At 43.5% G+C, this 24,959-nt stretch carries 21 protein-coding genes, 1 tRNA gene and 3 pseudogenes; 9 read left to right on the forward strand and 16 right to left on the reverse strand.

What is annotated here, in order from left to right; all coding sequences use genetic code 11:
- The 4 genes and pseudogenes from PSI23_RS16420 to gloB form a co-directional block, all read right to left on the reverse strand.
- Positions 1-329: pseudogene (locus PSI23_RS16420) on the reverse strand (IS1-like element transposase); the annotation flags it as partial.
- A gap of 141 nt (positions 330-470) precedes the next feature.
- Positions 471-1,019: a MepB family protein gene (locus tag PSI23_RS16425; protein ID WP_273556099.1), complete on the reverse strand. Its 549-nt coding sequence runs from the start codon at positions 1,017-1,019 to the stop codon at positions 471-473.
- A 405-nt stretch (positions 1,020-1,424) separates the two neighbouring features.
- Positions 1,425-2,756, reverse strand: a complete 1,332-nt coding sequence (gene mltD, locus PSI23_RS16430; RefSeq protein ID WP_273556100.1) for a murein transglycosylase D — start codon at positions 2,754-2,756, stop codon at positions 1,425-1,427.
- Between the two features lie 72 nt (positions 2,757-2,828).
- Positions 2,829-3,584: a hydroxyacylglutathione hydrolase gene (gene gloB, locus PSI23_RS16435; RefSeq protein ID WP_273556127.1), complete on the reverse strand. Its 756-nt coding sequence runs from the start codon at positions 3,582-3,584 to the stop codon at positions 2,829-2,831.
- A 61-nt stretch (positions 3,585-3,645) separates the two neighbouring features.
- Here gloB and PSI23_RS16440 point away from each other — a divergent pair, with 61 nt between their 5' ends.
- Positions 3,646-4,365: a class I SAM-dependent methyltransferase gene (locus PSI23_RS16440; RefSeq protein WP_273556101.1), complete on the forward strand. Its 720-nt coding sequence runs from the start codon at positions 3,646-3,648 to the stop codon at positions 4,363-4,365.
- 7 nt (positions 4,366-4,372) lie between these two features.
- Here the strand turns inward: PSI23_RS16440 and rnhA are convergent, their stop codons facing one another.
- The gene (gene rnhA, locus PSI23_RS16445) at positions 4,373-4,843 is read right to left on the reverse strand and encodes a ribonuclease HI (protein ID WP_273575322.1); all 471 of its coding nucleotides are present in this window, start codon (positions 4,841-4,843) and stop codon (positions 4,373-4,375) included.
- Positions 4,844-4,906: 63 nt separating this feature from the next.
- Between rnhA and dnaQ the strand changes: the two genes are divergently transcribed.
- Positions 4,907-5,656 carry a DNA polymerase III subunit epsilon gene (gene dnaQ / locus PSI23_RS16450; protein ID WP_273556102.1) on the forward strand — a complete coding sequence of 250 codons (750 nt, stop codon included), beginning with the start codon at positions 4,907-4,909 and terminating at the stop codon, positions 5,654-5,656.
- A gap of 138 nt (positions 5,657-5,794) precedes the next feature.
- Positions 5,795-5,871 (forward strand) — tRNA-Asp (locus PSI23_RS16455).
- A 56-nt stretch (positions 5,872-5,927) separates the two neighbouring features.
- Here PSI23_RS16455 and PSI23_RS16460 read toward each other — a convergent pair.
- Positions 5,928-6,473 (reverse strand): GNAT family N-acetyltransferase, encoded by a 546-nt coding sequence (locus PSI23_RS16460; RefSeq protein ID WP_273556103.1) that lies wholly within the window; start codon positions 6,471-6,473, stop codon positions 5,928-5,930.
- Between the two features lie 482 nt (positions 6,474-6,955).
- Here PSI23_RS16460 and tkt point away from each other — a divergent pair, with 482 nt between their 5' ends.
- The 4 genes from tkt (at position 6,956) to fbaA (ending at position 12,634) form a co-directional block, all read left to right on the forward strand.
- Positions 6,956-8,950, forward strand: a complete 1,995-nt coding sequence (gene tkt, locus PSI23_RS16465) for a transketolase (protein ID WP_273556104.1) — start codon at positions 6,956-6,958, stop codon at positions 8,948-8,950.
- A 289-nt stretch (positions 8,951-9,239) separates the two neighbouring features.
- Positions 9,240-10,259, forward strand: coding sequence for an erythrose-4-phosphate dehydrogenase (gene epd / locus PSI23_RS16470; protein WP_273556105.1), 1,020 nt, complete (start codon positions 9,240-9,242; stop codon positions 10,257-10,259).
- 74 nt (positions 10,260-10,333) lie between these two features.
- On the forward strand, positions 10,334-11,500 hold the full coding sequence (gene pgk / locus PSI23_RS16475) for a phosphoglycerate kinase (protein WP_273556106.1): 1,167 nt from the start codon (positions 10,334-10,336) through the stop codon (positions 11,498-11,500).
- Between the two features lie 57 nt (positions 11,501-11,557).
- Complete coding sequence (gene fbaA, locus PSI23_RS16480) at positions 11,558-12,634, forward strand: class II fructose-bisphosphate aldolase (protein ID WP_273556107.1); 1,077 nt, start codon at positions 11,558-11,560, stop codon at positions 12,632-12,634.
- A gap of 272 nt (positions 12,635-12,906) precedes the next feature.
- Here the strand turns inward: fbaA and dtpB are convergent, their stop codons facing one another.
- The 4 genes and pseudogenes from dtpB to PSI23_RS16500 form a co-directional block, all read right to left on the reverse strand.
- Positions 12,907-14,373: a dipeptide/tripeptide permease DtpB gene (gene dtpB / locus PSI23_RS16485; protein ID WP_273556108.1), complete on the reverse strand. Its 1,467-nt coding sequence runs from the start codon at positions 14,371-14,373 to the stop codon at positions 12,907-12,909.
- Positions 14,374-14,967: 594 nt separating this feature from the next.
- A complete protein-coding gene (hpaC, locus tag PSI23_RS16490; RefSeq protein WP_273556109.1) occupies positions 14,968-15,486 on the reverse strand; it encodes a 4-hydroxyphenylacetate 3-monooxygenase, reductase component in 519 nt (172 codons plus the stop codon).
- A 21-nt stretch (positions 15,487-15,507) separates the two neighbouring features.
- Entirely contained in the window at positions 15,508-17,070 is a 1,563-nt protein-coding gene (gene hpaB / locus PSI23_RS16495) for a 4-hydroxyphenylacetate 3-monooxygenase, oxygenase component (RefSeq protein ID WP_273556110.1), read from the reverse strand.
- 226 nt (positions 17,071-17,296) lie between these two features.
- Positions 17,297-17,766 (reverse strand): annotated as a pseudogene (locus tag PSI23_RS16500) (Tn3 family transposase); the annotation flags it as partial.
- 695 nt (positions 17,767-18,461) lie between these two features.
- Here PSI23_RS16500 and PSI23_RS16505 point away from each other — a divergent pair.
- Both PSI23_RS16505 and PSI23_RS23230 read left to right on the forward strand, forming a co-directional pair.
- Entirely contained in the window at positions 18,462-18,683 is a 222-nt protein-coding gene (locus PSI23_RS16505) for a hypothetical protein (RefSeq protein ID WP_273556111.1), read from the forward strand.
- A complete protein-coding gene (locus PSI23_RS23230) occupies positions 18,668-18,805 on the forward strand; it encodes a DUF1240 domain-containing protein (RefSeq protein ID WP_373567346.1) in 138 nt (45 codons plus the stop codon). Before PSI23_RS16505 ends, PSI23_RS23230 begins: the two co-directional genes overlap by 16 nt.
- 31 nt (positions 18,806-18,836) lie before the next feature.
- Here PSI23_RS23230 and PSI23_RS16510 read toward each other — a convergent pair.
- The 6 genes and pseudogenes from PSI23_RS16510 to PSI23_RS16535 form a co-directional block, all read right to left on the reverse strand.
- Positions 18,837-19,022, reverse strand: a pseudogene (locus PSI23_RS16510) (type VI secretion system tube protein Hcp); the annotation flags it as partial.
- A gap of 227 nt (positions 19,023-19,249) precedes the next feature.
- A complete protein-coding gene (gene hpaA, locus PSI23_RS16515; protein WP_273556112.1) occupies positions 19,250-20,167 on the reverse strand; it encodes a 4-hydroxyphenylacetate catabolism regulatory protein HpaA in 918 nt (305 codons plus the stop codon).
- Positions 20,168-20,232: 65 nt separating this feature from the next.
- A complete protein-coding gene (hpaX, locus tag PSI23_RS16520) occupies positions 20,233-21,600 on the reverse strand; it encodes a 4-hydroxyphenylacetate permease (protein ID WP_273556113.1) in 1,368 nt (455 codons plus the stop codon).
- A gap of 150 nt (positions 21,601-21,750) precedes the next feature.
- A complete protein-coding gene (gene hpaI / locus PSI23_RS16525; RefSeq protein ID WP_273556114.1) occupies positions 21,751-22,557 on the reverse strand; it encodes a 4-hydroxy-2-oxoheptanedioate aldolase in 807 nt (268 codons plus the stop codon).
- 36 nt (positions 22,558-22,593) lie between these two features.
- The gene (gene hpaH / locus PSI23_RS16530) at positions 22,594-23,397 is read right to left on the reverse strand and encodes a 2-oxo-hept-4-ene-1,7-dioate hydratase (protein ID WP_273556115.1); all 804 of its coding nucleotides are present in this window, start codon (positions 23,395-23,397) and stop codon (positions 22,594-22,596) included.
- 39 nt (positions 23,398-23,436) lie between these two features.
- On the reverse strand, positions 23,437-24,894 hold the full coding sequence (locus PSI23_RS16535) for an NAD-dependent succinate-semialdehyde dehydrogenase (RefSeq protein ID WP_273556116.1): 1,458 nt from the start codon (positions 24,892-24,894) through the stop codon (positions 23,437-23,439).
- Between the last annotated feature and the right edge of the window lie 65 nt (positions 24,895-24,959).

Here is a 24,959-nt window from a genome sequence, read left to right on the forward strand (position 1 = left end):
CTCATCGACTTCACAGATGAGCTGAATTTCCACCTGTTCCAGCGGTAATGTGGTTACACATCGTGGGGACAATTTTTTAAAGTGCGAACGACAGCATTAATACTGATATGCCGTGCCCGTGCAGTGTCACGGATGCCGGCATTATTCATTGCAAGATCCACCACTTGTTCTTTTATGCCCGTCCGGCAAGCACGATAAGCATATTCAAGCTGAAAAGTACGGCGACAAGACAGGCAACGATAACGCTGACGTTCACCTTGACCTGTACCATGTTTTCTGACCGATTCAGTTTGTTGACAAAATCGACATTTCACTTCTACCGTTGCCATCTTATTTCCTGAAAAAGTGAGGAGTATACATGAGAAACAACAAATTGAATACGTGACCTTAAAAAACATTTCTTATCAATTTATAGAAGGGAATATACTGCTAAATGTAAAGTTTAAACAAATGATAATAACTTTAATAAATTATTCATCATTTTTGTTATTATTTGAAAACATAGTCTTAAATTGTTCAATAGCAACTTCCTGTTTATCGAAATTTATAAAATATAAGGATTGCCATTTTTGGGTTTGGATAGCTTGTTTTGATGTAGGTGATACCCATGTGGGATAGACCCGAATGGCTCTTTTACCTTCTTTCATTGGACTTGAGAAAACGCCTTGGTTTATCAGGGTATGTGAGTCAAACAGAAAAATACCTTTTTGCTGCTCTGAAAAAGTCGCTATTAGGCAAAAATCAATGTTATCACTTTTGTCAAAAGGCATTAATTCTGAAGTTGAATTTGGCCTTTTCCAAAGAGTGACGAATTGCCCTTGTTTACTCGGCGTTGTTTTAGCTTGACGAAAAACTATTGTTTTACCATCAAGTTGAAATCGCATGGCGCTATAGTCATGGCTTTCTGTTTCGAGGCAGGGAATGGTATCCAGTTGAAGCCCTGTGGGAAGTAACAAATATGCTTTTACTTTAGTAAAAGCATCAGGAAAGTTGTCTGTCTTTGATTTTGATAATTTCAATTTTTACCTCTCTGTTGATACTAATAAATCAATAGGATAAGGGGCTTTAAACTGGTAAATAAGTTTATTCATTTTTCTCTGATAGTAACATCAAAAAAATCATGAATAGCTAGGAGAAATTTTTAGAATTACTAAAAGTAATACATAAGATTTTTTAGGTGAATTAATATCATAGATGCATTAAATGATATTTATCAAGTTTGTATCAGCTCATAGTCTAGCTACGAATAACTATCAATTTATGATCACAATAATAACTTTAACTTAAAATATTATCTTATAATTTGGATATAATAGTTATATTGAGTTTATTGATTATACTGCAACTCGAAGTTAGTCAGGTATAGAGGAATAGCGCTCTGTCCATAAGGACAGGGCGCCATACATTGGAAAGAATAAATACACTTAATTAAGATAAAGCATCAGAGCCATACCCGGCTTCATATCTTTGATTTTGACGTTTTTATTCCAATTCTGTAGATCATTAGGGTTTATACCGTGGAGTTTAGCGATGCTGAAAAATGAATCACCTTTTCGTACATGATAGGTGACTGGGCCTTTATTATCGATTTTCAGCACTTGACCGATCTTGAGCCGATCAGCGGTTTTTAAACTGTTCAATCTCTGCAATTCTCGGTGAGTAGTATTGAAGCGCTTCGCAATCGCTGACAGTGTATCTCCTGACCGAACCGTATAATGGCTTTGTTGTTGTAACTTGCGGGTATTGTGCACAACAGCCAGTCGGATGTCGTTCAAGACTTCTTTATTTTCCAAAGAAGTTTTAAATTGGCCTACGTTCTTTCTTGGTAGCATGATGTAATACGGCCCATGAGGAGACGTCATACCTCGTTTATATCCTGGGTTATATGCCTTGATTGATGTCAACGATAGTCCGGCTAGTTCAGCCGCTTGTGACAACATGATTTGTTGTCCTACTTCCACTTTAGCCAGTGCTTGCTGGTTGTTAGGCTTAGGGAGTTCGAAAATAAATTTTTCGTCATGACGAATAATATTACTCAGTGCCAATATTTTGGGGACATAATGCATTGTTTCCCGCGGCAGTGATAACGACCAAAAATCTGTTGGCTTTCCTTGTGCTTTATTTTCTCTGATAGCACGCATAACCCGACCTTCGCCACTGTTATAGGCGGCAATGGTCAAAAGCCAATCCCCATTAAATCTTGTATTGAGGTATTGAAGCATATCAAGAGCGCCCGCTGTTGATGCAGCAATGTCACGACGCGCATCGTACCATTTATCTTGCTTCAGGCCATAATGACGGCCTGTACTTGGGATAATCTGCCATAAACCTGCGGCTTTGGCGTAGGAAGTGGCATGAGGGTCAAAAGAACTCTCAACTATAGGCAGCAATATCAGCTCCATTGGCATATGTCGATTATCAAGCTGATCAACTATCCAATAAATATATGGCCCTGCACGTAACATCACATTTTGGAGATGTTTCTTGTGTTTTAAATAGTAACTTTGTTGTTCGCTCACCCTGATATTGTCAGGAATTCCCATCTTCAACTCATCGCGGATATGTCCCCATAAATCTTGCTGGGCTGTCGGACTTTCCTTCCAGTTTGCAGCATCTTCTGGTTCTGCAATACCGTCTATTTTCTGATTCGTTGAAGACATCTTCTGTGCTTGTTGCTGGGAAGGAGCCTTTGGTTGCAGACTCGATTGGCATCCAGCAAGAAGCACAGAGGCGAGCAAGATAGCTTTTGTCTTCATGTTATTTTTCGACCTTTGCCTAAAAGGTGAGCAATAATACTGACCTATTACGTAGAAGACAACCCAACAAAATTAAAATCGATCTTTATAAGCCCTTAATTGCTGAAAAACAGAAGAAAGTGATATTGAATTGGGTTTGATACCGATATTTTTTTGTAAATCAATGTCGTGGCAATTTAAGAAAACATTAATTTTTTTCTCTGTTTGTAAATTGGTTGGAACTGTTGCTTGGTTATTTTCACGTAATTTAAGAATTTCTTGGTAATAATCGTGAATAATCAGATTATTCGGTAATACTGCTTTTGCAAATTTCATATTTGCTACAGTATATTCGTGAGCACAACAGATCAATGTATCGTTGGGTAGTAATAAAATTTTCTCAAGAGAGGAAAACATTTGCTCGGCTGTACCTTCAAATAGACGTCCACAACCGCCAGAAAATAGAGTATCTCCACAAAATAGGTAGGGGGCCTGATAGAATGCAATGTGACCAAGTGTATGCCCTGGCAGTTCCATAATACGGAAAGAAAAACTTCCTATTTCAATGGTGTTATTTTCATGGACAATATGGGTTGCTCCTTTTTGTTGCGTCTCCTCAGGGCCATATACGGGTAATTCGGGGTGTTGTTTGAGTAGCCCGGAAACTCCGCCAACGTGATCATAATGGTGGTGTGTCAGCAGAATAGCGGCGGGAATAAGTTGGTTTGTTGCTAGAATATCAATGACAGGCGCTGATTCAGCGGGGTCGATAATGACACAATGTTTATGTTCATCACAAAGTAACCAAATGTAGTTATCCGAAAGGGCAGAAATCCTGATAAGCTCCATTATACGCCTCGTTTTCATAGTAGGTTTTAGTAGGTTTATAGTAGGTTGGAAGGAAGATGACATGCAATCAGCACGTTCAATCAAGCAAATAACCCTCCCTGCTTCTTGGGCCGAGTTACCGTGGGGAGAATATTACCGTGTCGCTCTGGAACGTCAATTGGAACCGTGGTGGCCAAAAATCTTTGGCTTTCATTTAGTGAAAGTCGGTAACTTAAGCGCTGAAATTGACACCCGTTCCTGTTTGATCCGCCATCAAGTCAATATTGGATTGCCGGGGAAAAATATGGATGTCATTGCTGATCCCAACTACCTCCCTTTTGAAAGTAAATCTGTTGATGCCTGTTTGTTGGCACATATGTTGTCTTATAGTATTGATCCGCATTGGTTATTGAGGGAAGTGGATAGGATCATGATCGACGATGGGTGGTTGGTGATCAGTGGTTTTAATCCAATAAGTATATTGGGTTTAAGGAAAATGATTTCCCCAATATGCCGCCGACAATCTTGTAAGGTTCAGATGTTTTCAATGCTACGCCAATTAGATTGGCTGCGCCTTCTTAATTATGAAATCATTCATCATGCTAATTTCCATGTTTTACCGTGGCACAAAAATGAAAAGAGTCTTTATAGCCTCAATGCGTCAATATTTGGTTGTCTGAATGTGATTATTGCCCGCAAGCGGACAATACCTTTGACATTAAATCCCATGCGAACAAAATTGTTGAAACCGAAATTCAGTAATGCGTTGGGGGCGGTGAAGAAGATTCACCGACGCTCTTAAGGATGGATTAATTTTCGTTTTCAATATAGCCAGTATCGGCCTGAGTAGGGTTATTGGCGGCTGCGCGAGCCAGTTCATCACATAACTCATTTTCCCGATGCCCGGCGTGGCCTTTGACCCAGCGCCAATCAATGTCATGGCGCGAAATAGCTTTATCAAGTCGCTGCCAGAGATCAACATTGACGACAGGAGATTTGTCCGCTTTTTTCCAGCCGCGTTTTTTCCAGTTGTGGATCCATTGAGTGATCCCTTGGCGTACATACTGGCTGTCCGTCGTCAAAATCACATTACAGGGGCGCTTAAGCGTTTCCAGCCCTATTATAGCCGCCATTAATTCCATACGATTATTGGTTGTGTGAAAATAACCGCCATTCAAGGTTTTTTCTTGCTGTTGGTAGCGCAGTAAAACGCCATATCCGCCGGGACCAGGATTGCCGAGACAAGAACCATCGGTGAAAATTTCTACCTGTTTGCTCATCTTTGGTAGACTCTTCCTATATCATCTTTAATCAAAACTCTAAGTCTGACACAAAAAAACACTATGAGCACTGCTATTACCCGCCAAATAGTCCTCGATACCGAAACAACCGGTATGAACAAGTTAGGTGTTCACTATGAGGGACACAACATCATTGAGATTGGTGCTGTGGAAGTTATCAACCGTCGTCTGACAGGACGCCATTTCCATATTTATATTAAGCCGGAACGTTTGGTTGATCCGGAAGCGTTTGAAGTTCACGGCATCAGTGATGAGTTTTTGCAGGATAAACCGAAATTTGCTGATATCGCTGATGAATTCATTGAGTTTATTCGTGGTGCTGAGTTGATTATTCATAACGCAACGTTTGATATCGGCTTTATGGATTATGAGTTCAGTAAACTGAATCGAGATATTCCACCAACCGCTGATTTTTGTACTATTACAGATAGTTTGGTGTTGGCAAGGGTACTTTTCCCTGGCAAGCGTAATAACCTCGATGCGTTGTGTGATCGTTACCTTATCGATAACTCAAAACGTACTCTCCACGGAGCATTGCTCGATGCCGAGATTCTGTCTGATGTTTATCTGGCAATGACAGGTGGTCAGACATCATTGGCATTTTCAATGGAAGGTGAAGTATCAGGCAATGCTCAGGTTGCAGAAATCAAGAAGGTTACTCGTCCGCAGACTGGGCTGAAAATTGTTTATGCTTCTGATGAAGAATTAATTCAGCATGAATCTCGTTTGGATCTGGTGGAAAAGAAAGGGGGAAGCTGTCTTTGGCGTTCAAAACCTGAACCGCTACATTGATAAAACAGGAGAAAAAAGGGGGTAAATGCTTGGCTGAGGTGAAAAACTGTGCAAACGAAACCTTTTGTTATAAAAAGCGATTGACGGATTTTACTGTAGCCCGTATTATCCACCCCGTTCTTAACCAGAACGCCATGCGGTGCGGTAGTTCAGTTGGTTAGAATACCGGCCTGTCACGCCGGGGGTCGCGGGTTCGAGTCCCGTCCGCACCGCCAGAATTTATAAGCCCTGAGTTTTTAACTCGGGGCTTTTTTTGCATTTGCAGAAAATCTCAAATCAACTTATAGAAATACGTAGTTCCTGAACATTCTCCATTGGAATTAATGGCAAAGTCTGGTATCTGCCCGACTTCAATAAAACCACATTTTCGATACAGCGCTGAAGCCGGATCATTGGTGCGTGTATCCAAAACCAGCAAATTGCGCTGATGCTGTTTTGCTAAAAATTCTAATTCATCCATCAGTATTCGACCGATGCCTCGCTGGCGATAAGCAGTGTGTACCATCAATTTTTCTACATCTGCGCGGTGCAGACCGTTCTTTTTCTTGCAGAGGGAAAGTTGCACTGAACCTGTGATGTTCTCACCTTCCTGAGCGACCAACAGCAATCGATGACCGGATGTAAGATCTGCCTCGACATCTTGCCAATATTGCTCCGCTTCGTTTTCTTCCAGTGGTGCAATAAATCCGATGGAGGCATCACTTTCGACACAATCTTGAAGTAAGTGAATCAGCCCATCACGTTTTGTATTAATAGAAGCTAATTGCATGATAGTTGGTGCTGATATTGAATCAGATGTAGGGTTGAGTTTTGTCATTTATTATTGATTTTTGAACAAGAGGTGATTAAATACCATACAGTAAGATTTTTGCGATGTATATGGCAATAATGGGAGGGAAATAGTGAAATGATGAGTAGGAAAATTATGAAATCTACCGCTCCCTGAATCAGTAAATGTTTCGAGTCAGAGAGTATTATCACTTTTATAATCATGATCCTAGCTTGGCAGAAAAACTCACTCTTTTGGTCTTGATTAACTTGTTAAGTATCGTGTCTAATACATCTCTTTCCTATTGCGCAAATCACGGTATGAAATAATTCCTCATTTGCGCAAATTCGCCTTCAGTTGCACGCATTGGCCTGAGAATGCATAGAAACAACGGGGTAAATCAAAGAATTGTTACCAAAGGAAAATTAATATAGTTCTCCTTATCCGGTATTAATGATTGCGGTTTATACGCCGCGCTGCGAAAATTAATTCTTAGTTCACTAACACTTTTATCCGACTTGGAGTAAAGAATGACCACTCGTAAAACCCTTGCTAATGCTATCCGCTTCTTGAGCATGGACGCTGTGCAGAAAGCAAAATCAGGGCATCCTGGAGCACCAATGGGAATGGCTGACATTGCCGAAGTGCTGTGGCGCGACTATCTGAACCATAACCCTTCTAACCCTAACTGGGCTGATCGTGACCGTTTCGTGTTATCCAATGGTCACGGCTCTATGCTGATTTACAGCTTGCTGCATCTGACGGGTTATGATGTTTCTATTGATGATTTGAAAAATTTCCGTCAATTGCACTCTAAAACTCCAGGCCATCCAGAGTATGGCTATACTCCCGGCGTAGAAACCACTACTGGCCCATTGGGGCAGGGTATTGCCAACGCAGTAGGTTTTGCGATTGCCGAACGTACACTGGCAGCACAATTCAACCGCCCAAGCCATGATATCGTCGATCACTACACTTATGTGTTCATGGGTGATGGCTGTATGATGGAAGGGATCTCCCATGAAGTTTGCTCTTTGGCGGGCACACTGAAACTGGGCAAATTGATCGCATTCTATGATGACAATGGTATTTCTATTGATGGTGAAGTAGAAGGCTGGTTCACCGATGATACTGCAGCACGCTTTGAAGCCTATGGCTGGCATGTTATCCGTGGCGTAGATGGCCATGACTCTGACGCTATTGCAGCAGCCATTGAAGCAGCACGTAAAGAGACAGGTAAACCATCCTTGTTGATGTGCAAAACCATTATCGGCTTTGGTTCACCAAACAAAGCAGGTAAAGAAGAATGTCACGGTGCTCCGCTGGGTGATGCTGAAATTGAAGCAACTCGTAAGGCTCTGGGCTGGGAACATCCTGCGTTTGACGTTCCTCAGGACATTTATGCTGGCTGGAACGCTCAGGAAGCAGGCAAAACCAAAGAAACCGCTTGGGAAGAGAAATTTGCTGCATATGCCAACGCTCATCCAGAACTGGCTGCTGAATTCACCCGCCGTACTAGTGGTGAACTGCCAGCGAACTGGGAAGCAGAATCCAAGGCATTCATTGAAAACCTGCAACAGAATCCAGCCTCCATTGCCAGCCGTAAGGCATCACAAAACGCATTGGAAGCATTCGGTAAAGTTCTGCCAGAATTCATGGGTGGCTCTGCTGACTTAGCACCAAGTAACCTGACCATATGGTCAGGCTCCAAGCCACTGAACGAAGTTCAGGACGGTAACTACATTCACTATGGTGTGCGTGAATTCGGTATGTCTGCCATTATGAACGGTATCGCACTGCATGGTGGTTTTGTGCCTTATGGCGCAACATTCCTGATGTTCGTGGAATATGCCCGTAACGCTGTACGTATGGCGGCACTGATGAAAGTGCGTAGCATCTTCGTTTATACCCACGATTCCATCGGTCTGGGTGAAGATGGCCCAACCCATCAGCCAGTAGAGCAGATTGCCAGCCTGCGTGTAACTCCAAACATGAGTACATGGCGTCCATGTGACCAAGTTGAATCTGCGGTGGCGTGGAAATATGCAATTGAGCGCAAAGATGGCCCAACCTCACTGATCTTCTCCCGTCAAAATCTGGCACAGCAGGAGCGTACTGCTGAGCAATTGGCGAATATCGAGAAAGGTGCTTACATCCTGAAAGATTGTGCAGGTCAGCCTGAGTTGATTTTGATTGCAACGGGTTCTGAAATGGAATTGGCTGTGAAAGCGGCTGAACAACTGAGTGCTGAAGGCCGTCAGGTTCGCGTGGTTTCCATGCCATCTACTGATGCTTTCGATAAGCAGGATGCTGCATACCGTGAAGCGGTACTGCCAGCGGCAGTTTCTGCTCGTGTTGCCATCGAAGCAGGTATTTCTGATTACTGGTTCAAATACGTTGGCATCAATGGTGCTATCGTTGGTATGACGACTTTCGGTGAATCTGCACCTGCTGATGCTCTGTTCAAAGAATTTGGTTTCACTGTTGAAAATGTGGTAGCCAAGGCATCAGCTTTGCTGAAATAATCTGCAAATAGTCCGTATAAGCGCATTCGCATCAATGTTAGAGCGAATGCGCTCTTTTTTTGTCCAATTGCTCCTCTGTAACGTAGTTAATGACACTTGCCATCACGCTTTTTTTCTCGTAATCTGCCTTTATAGAAGCTGAACCGTTTCAGTTTGTTGTGTAAATTAGATAAATAAAATGTCTTGCCTGTCACAATCTGATTAATTTTGTGATGAATTATCCGTACAATCAGACATTGCTCAGTTATTCTAAGCGATCGCGTGGCTACAGATAAATTCAGGGAGTAACATGACTATCAAGATAGCTATTAACGGTTTCGGAAGAATAGGGCGCAGCGTCTTACGTGCTCTTTACGAATCCGGGCGTCGGGCTGAAATTTCGATAATTGCTATCAATGAGTTGGCGGATGCCGAAGGCATTGCCCACTTATTGAAATACGATTCCAGTCATGGGCGTTTTGCATGGGATGTACGCCTGAATAATGATTTATTGCAAGTAGGGGATGACAGTATCCGGCTGTTTCATCAACCGGATATTTCGGCTTTGCCGTGGAAAGAACTGGGCATTGATATCGTCCTTGATTGTACAGGCAAGTATGGTGAGCGGGCAGACGGAGAATCTCATATTGCCAGCGGGGCCAAAAAAGTCCTGTTTTCACATCCGGGAGGAAATAATCTGGATGCAACTGTGGTATATGGTGTCAACCACCATTCATTGGTTGCAGAAGATCGCATTGTTTCCAATGCGTCCTGTACAACAAACTGTATCATTCCAATTATCAAGGTGTTGGATGATGAGTTCAATATTGAATCTGGTACGGTGACAACCATCCACTCATCCATGAATGATCAACCCGTGATTGATGCTTATCACCGTGATTTACGTCGAACCCGGGCAGCCAGTCAATCCATCATTCCTGTTGATACAAAACTGGCTGCGGGGATCTCACGTGTTTTCCCTAAATTCAGCGATCGGTTTGAGGCAATTTCTGTTCGAGTGCCAACTATCAATGTGACAGCCATTGACTTGAGCGTGACAGTCCGTGCGGCAGTGAATGTTGAAGATGTTAACCAACTCCTGCAAAAATCAGCGGCCAGAGAGTTTCGTGGTATAGTGGATTATACTGATTTGCCGTTGGTTTCAACGGATTTTAACCACGATCCCCACAGTGCCATTGTGGATGGCACACAAACGAGGGTTAGCGGGAAGCACCTGATTAAAACCCTTGTGTGGTGTGACAATGAGTGGGGCTTTGCCAATCGCATGATTGATACAACGCTGGCAATGGCCGCAACTGGTTTCAAATAATCATTTGTTATGTCACACACGACACATAGCAGAAGATTGAGTAATTTTATAAAGAATCAATGAGAGGATTCACCATGTCTGTAATTAAGATGACTGATTTAGATCTGGCGGGCAAACGTGTACTGATCCGCGCTGATCTGAATGTGCCTGTAAAAGATGGCAAAGTGACTTCTGATGCACGTATCCGTGCGTCCTTGCCGACGATTGAGGCTGCGTTGCGTCAGGGAGCCAAGGTCATGGTTACTTCTCACCTAGGGCGCCCGACCGAGGGAGAATACAACGAAGAGTTCTCACTGCAACCTGTCGTTGATTATCTGAAAGAAGCACTTTCTTCTCCTGTTCGTCTGGAAAAGAACTATCTGGATGGTGTTGAAGTGGTGGAAGGCGAATTAGTTGTTCTGGAAAACGTTCGCTTCAACAAAGGCGAGAAAAAAGACGATGAAACGTTATCAAAGCAGTATGCAGCACTGTGTGATGTGTATGTAATGGATGCTTTTGGTACTGCGCACCGTGCGCAAGCGTCAACTCACGGCGTTGCTAAGTTTGCCCCAATTGCCTGTGCTGGCCCGCTGCTGTTTGGTGAACTGGACGCTTTAGGTAAAGCACTGCACAACCCAGCTCGTCCAATGGTGGCGATTGTGGGTGGTTCTAAAGTCTCAACCAAACTGACTGTTCTTGATTCACTGTCCAAAATTGCCGATCAACTGATTGTGGGTGGTGGGATTGCCAATACATTCGTTGCCGCTGAAGGGCACAATGTTGGCCGTTCACTGTACGAAGATGATTTGATTCCAGAAGCGAAAAAACTGCTGGAAAGCTGTGATATCCCAGTTCCTACCGATGTTCGTGTTGCGACCGAGTTCTCTGAAACTGCGGAAGCAACACTGAAATCCACCAGCGAAATTAAAGACGAAGAGCAGATCCTTGACTTGGGTGATGATTCTGCCGAACGTCTGGCTGAAATTCTGAAAAGTGCCAAGACCATTTTGTGGAATGGCCCGGTAGGTGTTTTTGAATTCCCTAACTTCCGTAAAGGAACCGAAATTATTGCCCGTGCAATTGCTGAAAGCGATGCTTTCTCAATCGCAGGTGGTGGTGATACCTTGGCAGCAATCGATCTGTTCGGAATTGCTGACAAAATCTCTTACATCTCTACTGGTGGTGGTGCTTTCCTTGAGTTCGTTGAAGGCAAAAAACTGCCAGCCGTTGTGATGCTGGAAGAACGTGCTAAAAGTAACTAAGTTGTAATAACAGGTAGCATTGACTGCCTGTTCAATGTCAATACAGGACCACGTAACATGTCTAAAATTTTTGATTTCGTAAAACCGGGTGTCATCACTGGTGATGATGTTCAAAAAGTCTTTGCCGTCGCTAAAGAAAACAACTTCGCGTTACCAGCGGTTAACTGTGTCGGTACTGATTCTATCAACGCAGTGTTGGAAACGGCGGCAAAAGTACGTGCTCCGGTCATTATCCAGTTTTCTAACGGCGGTGCGTCTTTCGTTGCAGGTAAGGGTCTGAAAGCAGAAGGTCAGCAAGCCGCGATTATCGGTTCCATTTCTGGCGCTCACCATGTTCATCAGATGGCAGAACTTTATGGTGTTCCTGTTATCCTGCATACCGACCATTGTGCACGTAAATTGCTGCCATGGATCGACGGTCTGCTGGATGCGGGTGAAAAACACTACGCGCAAACTGGCAAGCCACTGTTCTCTTCTCACATGATCGATCTGTCTGAAGAATCCCTGGAAGAAAACATCGAGATTTGCAGCCAATATCTGGCACGTATGGCGAAAATCGACATGACACTGGAAATTGAACTGGGTTGTACCGGCGGTGAAGAAGATGGTGTTGATAACACTCATTTGGACAGCTCTTCCCTGTATACTCAGCCTGAAGACGTGGCTTATGCGTATGAGAAACTGAATGCTATCAGCCCACGTTTCACTATCGCGGCTTCTTTCGGCAACGTTCACGGTGTCTATAAACCAGGCAACGTTAAACTGACGCCAAAAATCCTGCGTAACTCACAGGACTACATTTCTGAGAAATTCAACCTGCCACACAACAGCTTGGATTTCGTCTTCCACGGTGGCTCCGGTTCTACCGCAGAAGAGATTCAGGAAGCGGTTAGCTACGGTGTAGTAAAAATGAATATCGATACCGATACCCAGTGGGCAACTTGGGAAGGTATTCTGAACTACTACAAAAAGAATGAAGGCTACCTGCAAGGCCAGTTGGGTAACCCAGAAGGCGCGGACAAGCCTAACAAGAAATTCTACGATCCGCGTGTTTGGCTGCGTGCCGGTCAGGTTACCATGATCGTTCGTCTGGAACAGGCTTTTAAAGAACTAAATGCGATTGACGTGCTGTAATTGAGATAATTAATTGCATAGCATAGATAGTCAATTTTCAGATTGTACTCCATAACGGAGTGCAATCTGATTTAAGCTTTAACTCAGATTGGGGAACTTGCGCGCTTGTTTATTTTCTTGTCTTAAAACGAGCACACCTTTAGATGGAGCATCCTGATAGAGGCCTAAAAGTACAGGTAAGGTGACACTAGATTTGAAGAGACAAAATTCCCGCCCGTTATTTGAATTATCAACGAGCGGAAAATTTGTTCAATAAAGCAGGATTAGGCTGATTACGCCTTCACTTTCTCTCTCATAATACGGTTCAGCCACGGCACCATAAAGGCCATAATCACGGCAACAACCAGAGTGGCAATCCCGATTTTACCAAATACACTAGTATAAATTGGCAGAGTTTGCAGGGGATCAGCCACACCTTCTGGTGCGGCGGTAAAGGTAGCTACATAACTGCCCAATACTGATGCAGCAGCTTGTGACAGGAACCACATACCCAGAATAAAGCCAGTTAGATAGCTAGGAACAAACGCAGCCACCATTGCCAGTCCCAATGCACTGATCATTAACTCTCCTGTGCTCTGGAAAAAATACACCAGCACGATAAACCATGGCGATGTAATGCCATTCTCATCAGCAAATAAACCAGAGGCGGCGGCGGTCAAGAAACCCAGAGAGCACAGGAACATGCCGAAGGTAAATTTTGTTGGCATGGAGAAATCTTTGCCTTTGGCACCCAACTTGGTATAAGCAACCGCCAATATTGGACTAACAACGATAATCCAGAATGGGTTCAGTGCTTGGAAACTGATAGGGTTGATATCAAAACCCAAAATTTGGTGATGTACGTTATTGATGGCAAAGAAATTGAGGGAAGTGGGCATTTGGTTATACAGGATGAAAAATACGATGGCCTGAAGCATCAGAATAAATGCCACGAACATTTTATTACGGCCAATGCGATCTTGTTTAAATGCCTGCCAGAAGAAAATGAAAACGACAACAGCGGAAATCACCATCAGGGCGATATTGGCAATTTTGATATTGTGGAGCAACCAGGAACAGATGCCAATCGTGATCACTGTGCCGATGAGGACCGCGAGCAAAGTTGCATAGTTTACCGGAGCATGATCGGGTTCTGAACCGATGTTATGTACCATACGGCGGCAGGCGATATAAACCAGCAGGGCGATAATCAGACCAATACCACAGATATTATAGGTGACGGCATAACCATATTTTTCGGCAATCACGGGAGCAAGGGAGAGAGAAACCAGAGAACCAAGATTGATGGACATATAGAAGAGCGTAAATGCACCATCTAAACGTGGATCTTGTGGCTGGTAACACTTTGCCAGCAGGCTGGCGGGGTTGGCTTTGAAAAGGCCATTACCGACAGCGACGGTTCCCAATGCATAAAAAATCAGGTCAGGATGCATGATAGACAGGCCAATCATGAAATAGCCCATTGCCATTACAATGACACCCAGAACGATAGTCCGTTTTGTCCCTAGTAAGTGATCACCAACATAACCACCGATAGAAATCAGGCCGTAAACCAGTGCAGTAAATGCACCAAAGGTGATAAAAGCTTGTGCTTCTGAAAAACCGAGTTGGTGAACGAAATAAACGGCAAGAATGCCTTGAACGCCGTAGTAACCAAACCGTTCCCATAGTTCCACAAAAAAGATCATAAAAAAGGGTTTTGGTTGATCCCATAAACCGACCGGACCGGTTTTACTCATAGTGAATGCCTCTGTTAGCTATCATTGCGCTGGGCAATACATCCAGATAATTATACTGTTGTTAACTTGCTTGTAACTTAATGTATCGCACGGGTTGTGATTTGGTTTATTTATTCAGGGTGATCGTGAAGCGGAGTAGGTTAATATACTGGTATAGTATCTTCTCAATGGTTGATCACACTAACGAAAAAAAGTAATACCAGATTTGACAGAATATTCACTAAATTAATATCAAAAATTATTAATCAGAGGGTTGTGTGTTCGTAAATGAATCAATTTGATTGTCATTCAACCCATTGTATTTATTATGTGTTGAAAAATGAGAAAGGAAATAAAAGTAAACACCAAATAAAATCAGTAATATCTATATATTAATTTTTTGTTATGTATTTAACTGTCTATTCCATCTTTTTAAATGAAATTGAGGGTGTTCAAATTGAGATTTATCGAAACTTTTTGGTGATAATCAGTTAAAAATCTCTCAAATATTAATTAAGAAAGATATTGGTAAGAATCAGGAGATGAAGGCCCTTTGATAAAGGACCTTCATATTTGGAGGCTATGTGAGGGTATTCTTGTTTTAAATATGTTTTTTTAGACAGTCGTTGTTATTGATTTAGCCATTACAGGATGAAAATCACGCTTAAAATAAATCAACCCATGGCCTTCTTCTCTGATCAGGATCTGTTTTATTTCCACTAAATAAACATAGTGAGTACCGACTTCCTGTATCTGCTCGATACTGCCTTCCAGATTGACAAGGGTTCCTTTTAACATAGGTTGCCCCAGTGAGCCGTTGTGCCAAATATCCCAATTGAAGCGCTCTTCCATACTGGCATCAGTCATGCCAGCGAAATGGCGAGCCAGAGATTCTTGTTCATGATTCAGGATATTGACACACAAGTGACCATTTTCCTGAAATACCGGATTCATGGCACTATTGCGATTCATACATATCATCAAAGTCGGAGGCGTATCTGTCACAGAACACACCGCCGTTGCAGTTATACCGCAGCGCCCCGCAGGGCCATCCGTGGTGATGATATTTACCGCAGCGGAAAGGCTTGCCATCGCATCTCTGAAACGCAGGCGATGTTTATTTTCTATAGACATAATAGGCCTCCTGCTACTGATTTATTTCAGCAACTTATCTAACAGGTTAATATCACGGTTATTATGTAAGTGGGGTCTGGTCCAGCCATCCAAATCATAGTCAGAGAGGCAGCGATCCACTAATTCCGTCATTTTTTTCATATTGCCGGAGCCATAGGCATGACGCAGACATTGCAGGCGAATTTCGTCCTGACTGCCGGCATAATTGATTTCGTATAATTCATGGCGCCCGCCGAATTCACTGCCAATGGCATCCCACATTAATTTCAAAATCTTGATTCGTTCTACGTGGTCAATACCATTAGAGCCACGAACATATTTTTCAAGATACTTATTGATCTCAGGGTTATTCATATCACGCACACTGGATGGCAAATAAATCAAGCCACTGGTGACATTGCTTTCAATAATATTTTTGATTTTGGTATAAGCCATGGGAGCCATCACGCGATAGGATTGAATCGCTTGGGTATCGGGCAGATAAGCGCCGTTTTCCCACGGTTGGGACTCTGCCCACATCGCATCTGTCAGTGACCAGAACAGATTGCGCCATGCGACGACTTCTCCCAGATCAGCCTGAACGCCGCGAAAATCCACCACGCCAGTGCATTCAAGGCTTTTTTGCAGCAGGCCCGTGATGAAATCCAGCTTAACGGCAAAGCGCGTACAGGCTTGCATGGGGAATAATCGTGCAAATCCACTTTGTACTGCCCAATGACGGGCACGGTCAAAATCGCGATAAATTAACACGTTTTCCCATGGAATTAATACCTTATCCATCACCAGAATGGCGTCATTTTCATCAAACCGACTGGAAAGGGGGTAATCAAAAGGTGCTCCGGTAGCACCCGCCACCAATTCATAGGAAGTGCGAGAGATCAATTTCACGCCATCGGCATCCATTGGTGCAACGAACATAAGGGCAAAATCAGGGTTGTCACCAATAACCTGCGCAGAGCCAAAACCGATAAAATTATAGTGAGTCAGGGCTGAATTGGTTGCGACAACTTTGGCGCCACTGACAATAATTCCGGCATCCGTCTCTTTTTCTATCTGGATAAAAACATCTTTAACCTGATCTGCGGGCTTGTGGCGATCAATTGGTGGATTAACAATCGCATGATTGAAATAGATGCAGCTTTCCTGAATGCGCTGATACCAGATGCGGGCATTGTCAGCGAATTGCCCATAATATTCGGGATAGGCGCCCAGTGAGCAGCAGAATGCAGCTTTATAATCGGGTGAACGCCCCATCCAGCCGTAATTTTGGCGCGACCATTCGGCTATGGCATCGCGCTGTTGACGGAGGTCATCAGTGCTGGTGGCGAAACGGAAGAATTTGTGGGTGTAGCCGCCACTTCCGGTATCGGTATCCCAACAGAGTGCATCATGAGTTTCCGGGGCATGCAGGGCATCATATAGCTGACCAATTGAAGCAGCCGCATTGCGGAAAGCCGGATGTGTTGTAACATCTTTGACTCGTTCACCGTAGATGTAAATTTCACGACCATCTTGTAGTGAACTCAGATATTCTTTGCTGGTAAATGGGCGTTTATGATCAGCACGCAAATCTTCTAGTTTCATAGTAACCTCATGCTCCGCAGAATCCCCTCATTTTGATTTGTTACCCATATGGGGATTAGGTGTTAATTTTGTGTTTCTTTCACTGTTTGATTGAAGCGACTAAATGGTTTCTATTGAAGAGACTTTCGGAAGGTTTGCTGGTACTTTTCGGTGAATGAGAATAAATTGTTTTGAAAATGTGATCAAGTTGGTGTAGTGACCGGGTAGCTGCGATAACCGCCAACTTTTAAGTAGACACCTCTATGGGCAATTTCGTGTTCATATCCAGCTCAAATATTCCATAGGGATTCACATGGGAGTAAATCAACGGCGTTAGTGCCCTAAAGCCCTCCATTTTCAACCGTGATAGCTTTGAGTATCAGCTGGATCATCAGGATATTCACGTATAGTAGGACAATCTGCAACAAATGCAGTGGCAGAATCGATAATTCCTGATCTTCTAGCCGATTGGTCGTGACTTCACCGCCTTTGCCGTAAAAAATGAATGAATTTGCACTGTTCCAGTTTTCCACGACATTCAAACCCTCGTTAATCTCCTGACGAAGCTCTTCAGAATTTATGTATCGGCACAGAAAAATAGTTTTGATCACTTTGCCCAACTCAGCGAGCACCTTAATAAGTAGGATGCTGGACGTTGTTTCGGGTGAAGTGGCGCAGGATGGCTTTTGGATCGGCTGTCCCTTGTTTTAAAGCGGTAGTGTTTAACCGGTGAGTTATTACCTCGCCTGTTTGAATCGCCATAGAAAAGGCGAAACAGACACATAGGTAGAACGAATTTTACCTATGCGGATCAATCTCAGGGCTGCGCCTCCTTGCTTATCGGATTTTGCCAATAATATCTTAAGCTTAACGGCTTGAATCAAATCTTTCGATAATAAGATCAATGTGATGATGTTAACGAATTGAGCTACTTATTTCTGTTATTTTTGGGTAGGGATACATAAACTTCTATCAAGTTACAATCATTATTTATGAGTGATTAATGTTTGATTTTAATAGTTTATTTTTTATTTGATTGATATGATTATTTTTCATATAAAGATGCTATATTCTAATCATTAGTCAAGTATGGAGATGAGGTATGAATGATAAAGGAGTATTGATGCAGGAAATAAGTAAAGTGTTAGCCAATAGCCAGCTTATCGCAGAAGAGAAATTGATTGTGATGATGATGTTTAGTCAGTTCAGGCTGACATGATTAATATGCGAGTTTCCGACGGCAGAGTTTTAACGTTAAAACTTGGTCTAATAGTTTAAGACATTGAGATTATTATTTCATATCATTTAATGGAGTGTTTAATGGATATTAAAAAACAAAATGAATTACTAAATCGGCATTTTTTTGGAGGTATTGTTCAAGTTGATGAAAATATTTTTCGGGAAACATTACAATGGATCTTGCGAAAACAATTGTTTCTACAACTGCTGCTATAATAGTGGGGGAAATTGTAACTGCTACTATTCTGACTGCCGGTGTTAGTGTGATGGTAGTAGCAATAGGGTTATTTTCCGTTGGTTTTGCTGTGGCAGGACTTCTATATTATCTTGATAATGAATATAAAGTAAGTGAACTTCTTATTTATTTTCACTTGTGTTCGTGGTTTCATTTATAACTAGTTTTCCGGTTTCTTTATATGTAGATATTAAGTTGAAAAATTCAGGGTATGTTACGTGTGAAAAAAAATCATGGCTTGCTCAAAATGAATATGTGAAAGATATAGGATTATGTCACTAAGCATATATATCATATATGCTTAATTTTATATTTAGTAAACCCTGTCTTCCCATATACTATAGGCAGATGTACCTGCTGTTATATGGTTCCATGATATGGACTTATAATTGAGCATGACTTTTTCATATGGCATCATATCGTGATCATTTATAGAGTGTGGGTAGACACAAGAAATATCAGCGATCGTTGCTTCCGTGATTTTTACTTCATTTATTAACGTTTGATTCCATTCGGCTTACTATTGAGAGGTTAACTCCAATAATTTTTGCAAAGTTTCTTGCAATCGCTCTTTTCTTATTTCTTCTTCGTAAGCAGCTCGATATTCTGGATCTTTCATCCATTTTTCGTGCAGTCCTTTATGAATTGTTAATTTAATCGTACAAAATAAAACAATATCTGAATCAGAGATAATACAAATAAATAATCGTTTTATTTAAACTAATTTTAAAACACCTTTTTACCCCCAACTAAACTATTTTCCCGCCAAACACTTGGTGAGCACCCCACCAACCGATTAAAAAATCGGGTAAAGTAAGCCGGATCTTTAAATCCAAGCTGGTACGCCACTTCAAATACAGGGCTGTCACTAAACAGCAATAACCGTTTTGCCTCTCGTAACAGTCGGTCAAAGATCAGCTTTTTAGGTGGGCGATTGGCAAAGCGTCGGCACATATCTTTCAGGCGTGATTCTGTAATATCCAATTTTTCCGCATATTCCGGCACGGAAAGGTGCTGATGATAATGTTGATCGACCAATTGATGAAAGCGCTGAAATAGTTTTAATTCTCCTCTGACACCACCGGAACGATGATCATCAAGAGGAATAGTGCGCAGTAGAAAGGTAAACAAAGATTGAGCCAGAAATGCCAGTGATTGTTCTCGCCCAGCAAATTGATTGGCAGACTCACGCCCGATCAGTGCCCAATAATGGTTGAATGTTTCCAATTCAGCGGATTTATCCGCAACAGAAAGGCAGATGGCCGGAATATCAACCATTTCTCGATGTGTAGGATAAAGCGAGCTGAGCAATGGAGTAATCAATTCCTGACGGATGGTCAGTACATAGCCGTCAGTATCTTCTTGCGTAAAAAAGGCATGGGGGACAGAAGGTGGGGTCAGGATAAACAGTGGGGCTTGTACGGAATAGCGCTGTTCGTCCAATTGCAGTTCAATCCGTCCTGTTACCAGATAATGAAGCTGAAAAAAACCATCATGGCGATGCGCCTGCATATCACGCCCGAAAAATGCCGCCATGCGACCAAAAGTTTGATAGTGAACATCATCCGATCCCTGCGTTTCATCATAGTCCTTGCTGATATCAATATTGGTAATGATGGATTTAGCGTTATTACATGCAGGCATAGACTTTCCCTCCGGTAACTTATTGCTGGCTCAGGAATTTGGCGTATGAACATGTTGCTCGTTATTTACGGGGTAACCTGTGATCGTGAATGTTTCATCGGAATCAGAAAAACCATCAACGCACCGATGATCAGTAACCCGGCGACGAAATAAAGCCCTGCGTTGAAATTACCCGTTTGATCTTTCAGCCAGCCGATCAGCAGAGGACTGACAGCCGATCCCACATTTCCAGTTGCATTGATCACGGCGATCCCGACGGCACGGGCGCGCAAGCTGAGCGACTGATCCGGTGTCGTCCAGAATACCGCCATCGCAGTAAACGATCCGGTGGAAGCCATGATGATCCCTAACAATTGCACCATGCTGTTATTGGTCAGTGAGGTTAAAATCCAGCCTGTGGCGGCAAACAGGTAAGGTAAGGCCGTATGTATTTTGCGTTCTTGCAGGCGGTCTGAGCGACGACTCCAGTAAATCATGCCCAAAATCGTGCAGAATTGTGGAATAGCAGTCAAAACACCAATGACAATATGGCTGCTGTTCTGATTGAAACTCTGCATAATCTGCGGTGTCCAGATATTAATAGCGCTCAGAGTATTGGTCAGGCAGAAATAAGCGAAGGTGTACATCAATACCATTGGGGTAAAAACTTCGCGCCATAAGCTGGTTTTTTGTTGTTGAATATGTTCATTGGGCTGCATCATAGAAAGATTATCGTTTTCTATCATTTCTTGAAGACATCGCTTATCTTCACGAGTCAGCCAATTGGCCTTTTCCGGTGAATCATCCAGATAAAACCAGACAGCAAAACCAAGCAGAACAGAAGGGAAGCCTTCCAGCAAAAATAACCACTGCCAGCCACGCAGATTCCAGATGCCGTCCATTTCCAGAATATAACCGGAAATCAGTGAACCAAACGCCATCGTTACGGGCATGGCGATCATAAACAGTGCATTGGCACGCGCACGATAATAAGCCGGAAACCAATAAGTCAGGTAAACTAAAATACCCGGCAAAAATCCCGCTTCTGCAATGCCTACCAACATACGCAGGATATACAGGCTCGTAGGGCCAGTGGCAAACATGGTTGCGGTGGAAGCGATTCCCCATAACACCATAATGGTAGCGATCCAGCGACGAGCACCCACAATACTTAACATGACATTGCTGGGAATGCCGAAAATGACGTAAGTAGCGTAAAACAGTGTGGCGGCCAATCCAAACATTGTGGATGTTAAACCAAGATCTTTTCCCATCGTCAAACCAGCAAAACCAATATTGATGCGATCCAGAAAAGAGAAAACGAACAGGACAAAGAGAAAGAGGATCAAACGCCGGAATAATTTATTGATAACACTTTGCTGTTGGACCGTCAGTTTTTTATGTTGATGGGGCTGATTTTCTGGTTTTGCTATGGCGTCAGGTGAAGTGCTCATTGTTGTTTCCTTTTTTATTATTGTTATCCCCCTTTATCTTTCTGTTCCTTGTTTATTGATTACTTGATTTTCCTTTAGGCGGGGGATTTGAAATCCTTCAACTTCAATGGCAGATGTCGCGATCAACATCTGCCATATTGGGAACTTAAATTAATAAGTATTCGATGATAGTGTATTTTGCTCCTCCTTAATTTTGCCGAAACGCTTTGCCAAAGCGTTGGCTGCTCCGGTTAGCAAGCTGGTATCAACTCCCACGGCAACAAACAGCGCGCCCAGATTGAGGTAATGTTCAGCGATATCAACATTGGTCATCAAAATACCAGCGGCTTTGCCGGAAGATTGGATCTGAACAATGGCTTGTTCAATTGCGGCCTGGACTTCAGGATGCAGTGGGTTACTAATGTGTCCCATATCAGCACTGAGATCTGCCGGGCCGATAAACACACCGTCGACGCCTTCAACTGCTGCTATCTCCGGTATGTTTTGCAGAGCTTCACGAGTTTCTACTTGTACCAGTACACACATTTCATCATTAGCACGGGATAGATAATCAGGGATGCGGTTCCAGCGGGAAGCGCGTGCCAGAGCACTACCTACGCCACGAATACCGGCGGGGGGATAGCGGGTCGCCCTGACAGCTGCACGTGCTTGTTCCGCATTTTGAATCATCGGGAGCAACAAGGTTTGTGCGCCAATATCCAACAATTGTTTGATGATCACGGGATCATTCCAGGCAGGGCGAATGACAGGTTGGCTTGGATAAGGGGCAATGCCCTGTAATTGTGCAAGCATGGTAGAAATATCATTGGGGGCATGTTCTCCATCAATCAACAGCCAATCAAACCCTGCTCCTGCCAGTATTTCCGCACTATACCCACTGCTTAGTCCGAGCCATAACCCGATTTGTGAATGCCCTGCTTTCAGGGCATGTTTAAATTTATTTGTTAGTTGATCCATACTGTTATCTCAATAGACCTTATATCTCAGAAGACGTTAAACAAAGTGACAGCTAATTGAACCTAATACGCCATAATCCACATGAAAGGTGTCACCTTTGCGCGCAGGAATAGGGCGGGTAAAGGAGCCGGCCAGAATAATCTGGCCTGCTTCAAGTTCGACACCATGCGGAGCCAGTTTATTGGCAAGCCATGCCACACCATTGGCAGGATGATTGAGAACCGCTGCTGCCACGCCGGACTCTTCAATCACCCCATTGCGGTAAAGCAGGGCACTGACCCAGCGCAGATCAAGTTCATCTGGCTTGATCGGCCGTCCCCCAATAACCACTCCACCGTTGGCGGCATTGTCGGAAATCGTATCGAATACTTTGCGCGGACGCTGAGTATCGGGATCAATGTTGTGGCAGCGGGCATCGATCAACTCCAGTGCCGGAATGACATAATCTGTCGCGTTATAAACATCAAACAGCGTACAGTTTGGCCCACGCAGAGGCTTTGCCAGCACAAAGGCCAGCTCTACCTCAATGCGTGGCACAATAAAACGTTCGCAAGGAATGTTACTGCCGTCCTGAAAAAACATATCATCCAGCAAGGCACCATAATCCGGTTCATCAATCTGTGAACTGGCTTGCATGGCCTTGGATGTCAGACCGATCTTGTGTCCTTTCAGAATCCGGCCTTCCCTGATTTTCAAATCCACCCATTCACGTTGAATGGCGTAAGCATCCTCAATAGTTATCTCTGGATAATCCAGTGAGATTTGTCGGATTTGCTCACGGTTTTTTTCTGCCTGATGTAAACGGCGTGCAACGAGAGATACGACTTCTTGCTGTAGCATAGAGTGTTAAGCTCCTTTAGCTTATAGTCTTCCAAAAGCTTATAGCCCTCCAAAACAGAGGTATTTCACTTCCAGATAATCTTCAATACCGTAACGTGAACCTTCACGTCCCAGCCCCGATTGCTTAATACCGCCAAATGGCGCACTTTCGTTGGAGATCAAACCTTCATTGATGCCGACCATGCCACTTTCCAATGCTTCCGCGACCCGATAAATTCGGCCAATATCGCGGGAATAGAAGTAAGCAGCCAGACCAAATTCAGTGTCGTTGGCAATGCGGATGGCTTCAGCCTCATCACAGAATTTGAACAGTGGTGCCAGAGGGCCGAAGGTTTCTTCGCGGGCAACCTGCATAGACTCGGTAACATCTGCCAGTACTGTTGGTTCAAAGAACAGGCCACCTAAAGCATGGGATTTACCACCAACCAGAATACGTGCGCCGTTGGAAACAGCATCATTGATGTGTGCTTGTACTTTTTCTACTGCTGCTTGATTAATCAGAGGGCCTTGTTGTGACGCAAGATCAATGGCTGACCCGACATGAAGCTGTTTCACGGCTTGCGTCAGACGTTCGGCAAAAGCATCGTAAATGCCTTCCTGTACCAGAATGCGGTTGGCACAGACACAAGTTTGCCCGCTGTTACGGAATTTCGCTGCCATCGCTCCTTCCACTGCGGCATCGAGATCGGCATCATCAAACACAATAAAAGGTGCGTTACCACCCAGTTCGAGGGAGAGTTTTTTCACGGTATCGGCACTTTGTGCCATCAATAACTTGCCAACACGGGTAGAGCCAGTGAACGAAAGCTTACGCACAATAGGGCTTGATGTCAGCGCTTCACCAATCGCCTTGGCATCTATTCCCGTTACGATATTCAGTACACCCGCCGGAATACCAGCCTGTTCTGCCAATACAGCCAATGCCAGCGCAGAGAGTGGCGTTTCAGCCGCAGGTTTCAGAACCACTGTACAACCCGCAGCGAGTGCCGGGCCAACTTTACGGGTAATCATCGCATTAGGGAAATTCCACGGTGTAATAGCAGCAACAACACCAATGGGTTGTTTAATAGTAGCGAGACGTCGATCCGGCATTGGGGAAGGGAAGGTTTCACCATAAATGCGTTTGCCTTCTTCCGCGAACCATTCGATAAAACTGGCACCGTAAGCAATCTCTCCCATTGCTTCAGCATGGGGTTTACCCTGTTCTGTACTCAGTATTTCAGCCAAGGCAGTTTGGTTTTCCATAATCAGATGGCACCATTGCCTGAGCTTTTGGCTACGCTGTTTGGCAGTCAGTGACCGCCATGCAGGAAGGGCATTTTGGGCCGCTTCAATGGCACATTGGGTCTCTTTATTTCCCATATCACTGACATTAGCAATCACTTCACCATTGGCAGGGTTGGTGACTTGAAAGGTCGCTTTATTGTCCGCATCAATCCATTGACCATTGATATAAGCCTGTTGGCGCAGTAATGATGTATCCAAATTACTTGTCATGGTTTCCTCTTTATTCAACAAAATATACCCGTCGTCTTTCAAGTTGCAGCTTTGTTGGCTGCATC

The organism is Xenorhabdus yunnanensis, from assembly GCF_028598805.1.
Lineage (GTDB): Bacteria > Pseudomonadota > Gammaproteobacteria > Enterobacterales > Enterobacteriaceae > Xenorhabdus > Xenorhabdus yunnanensis.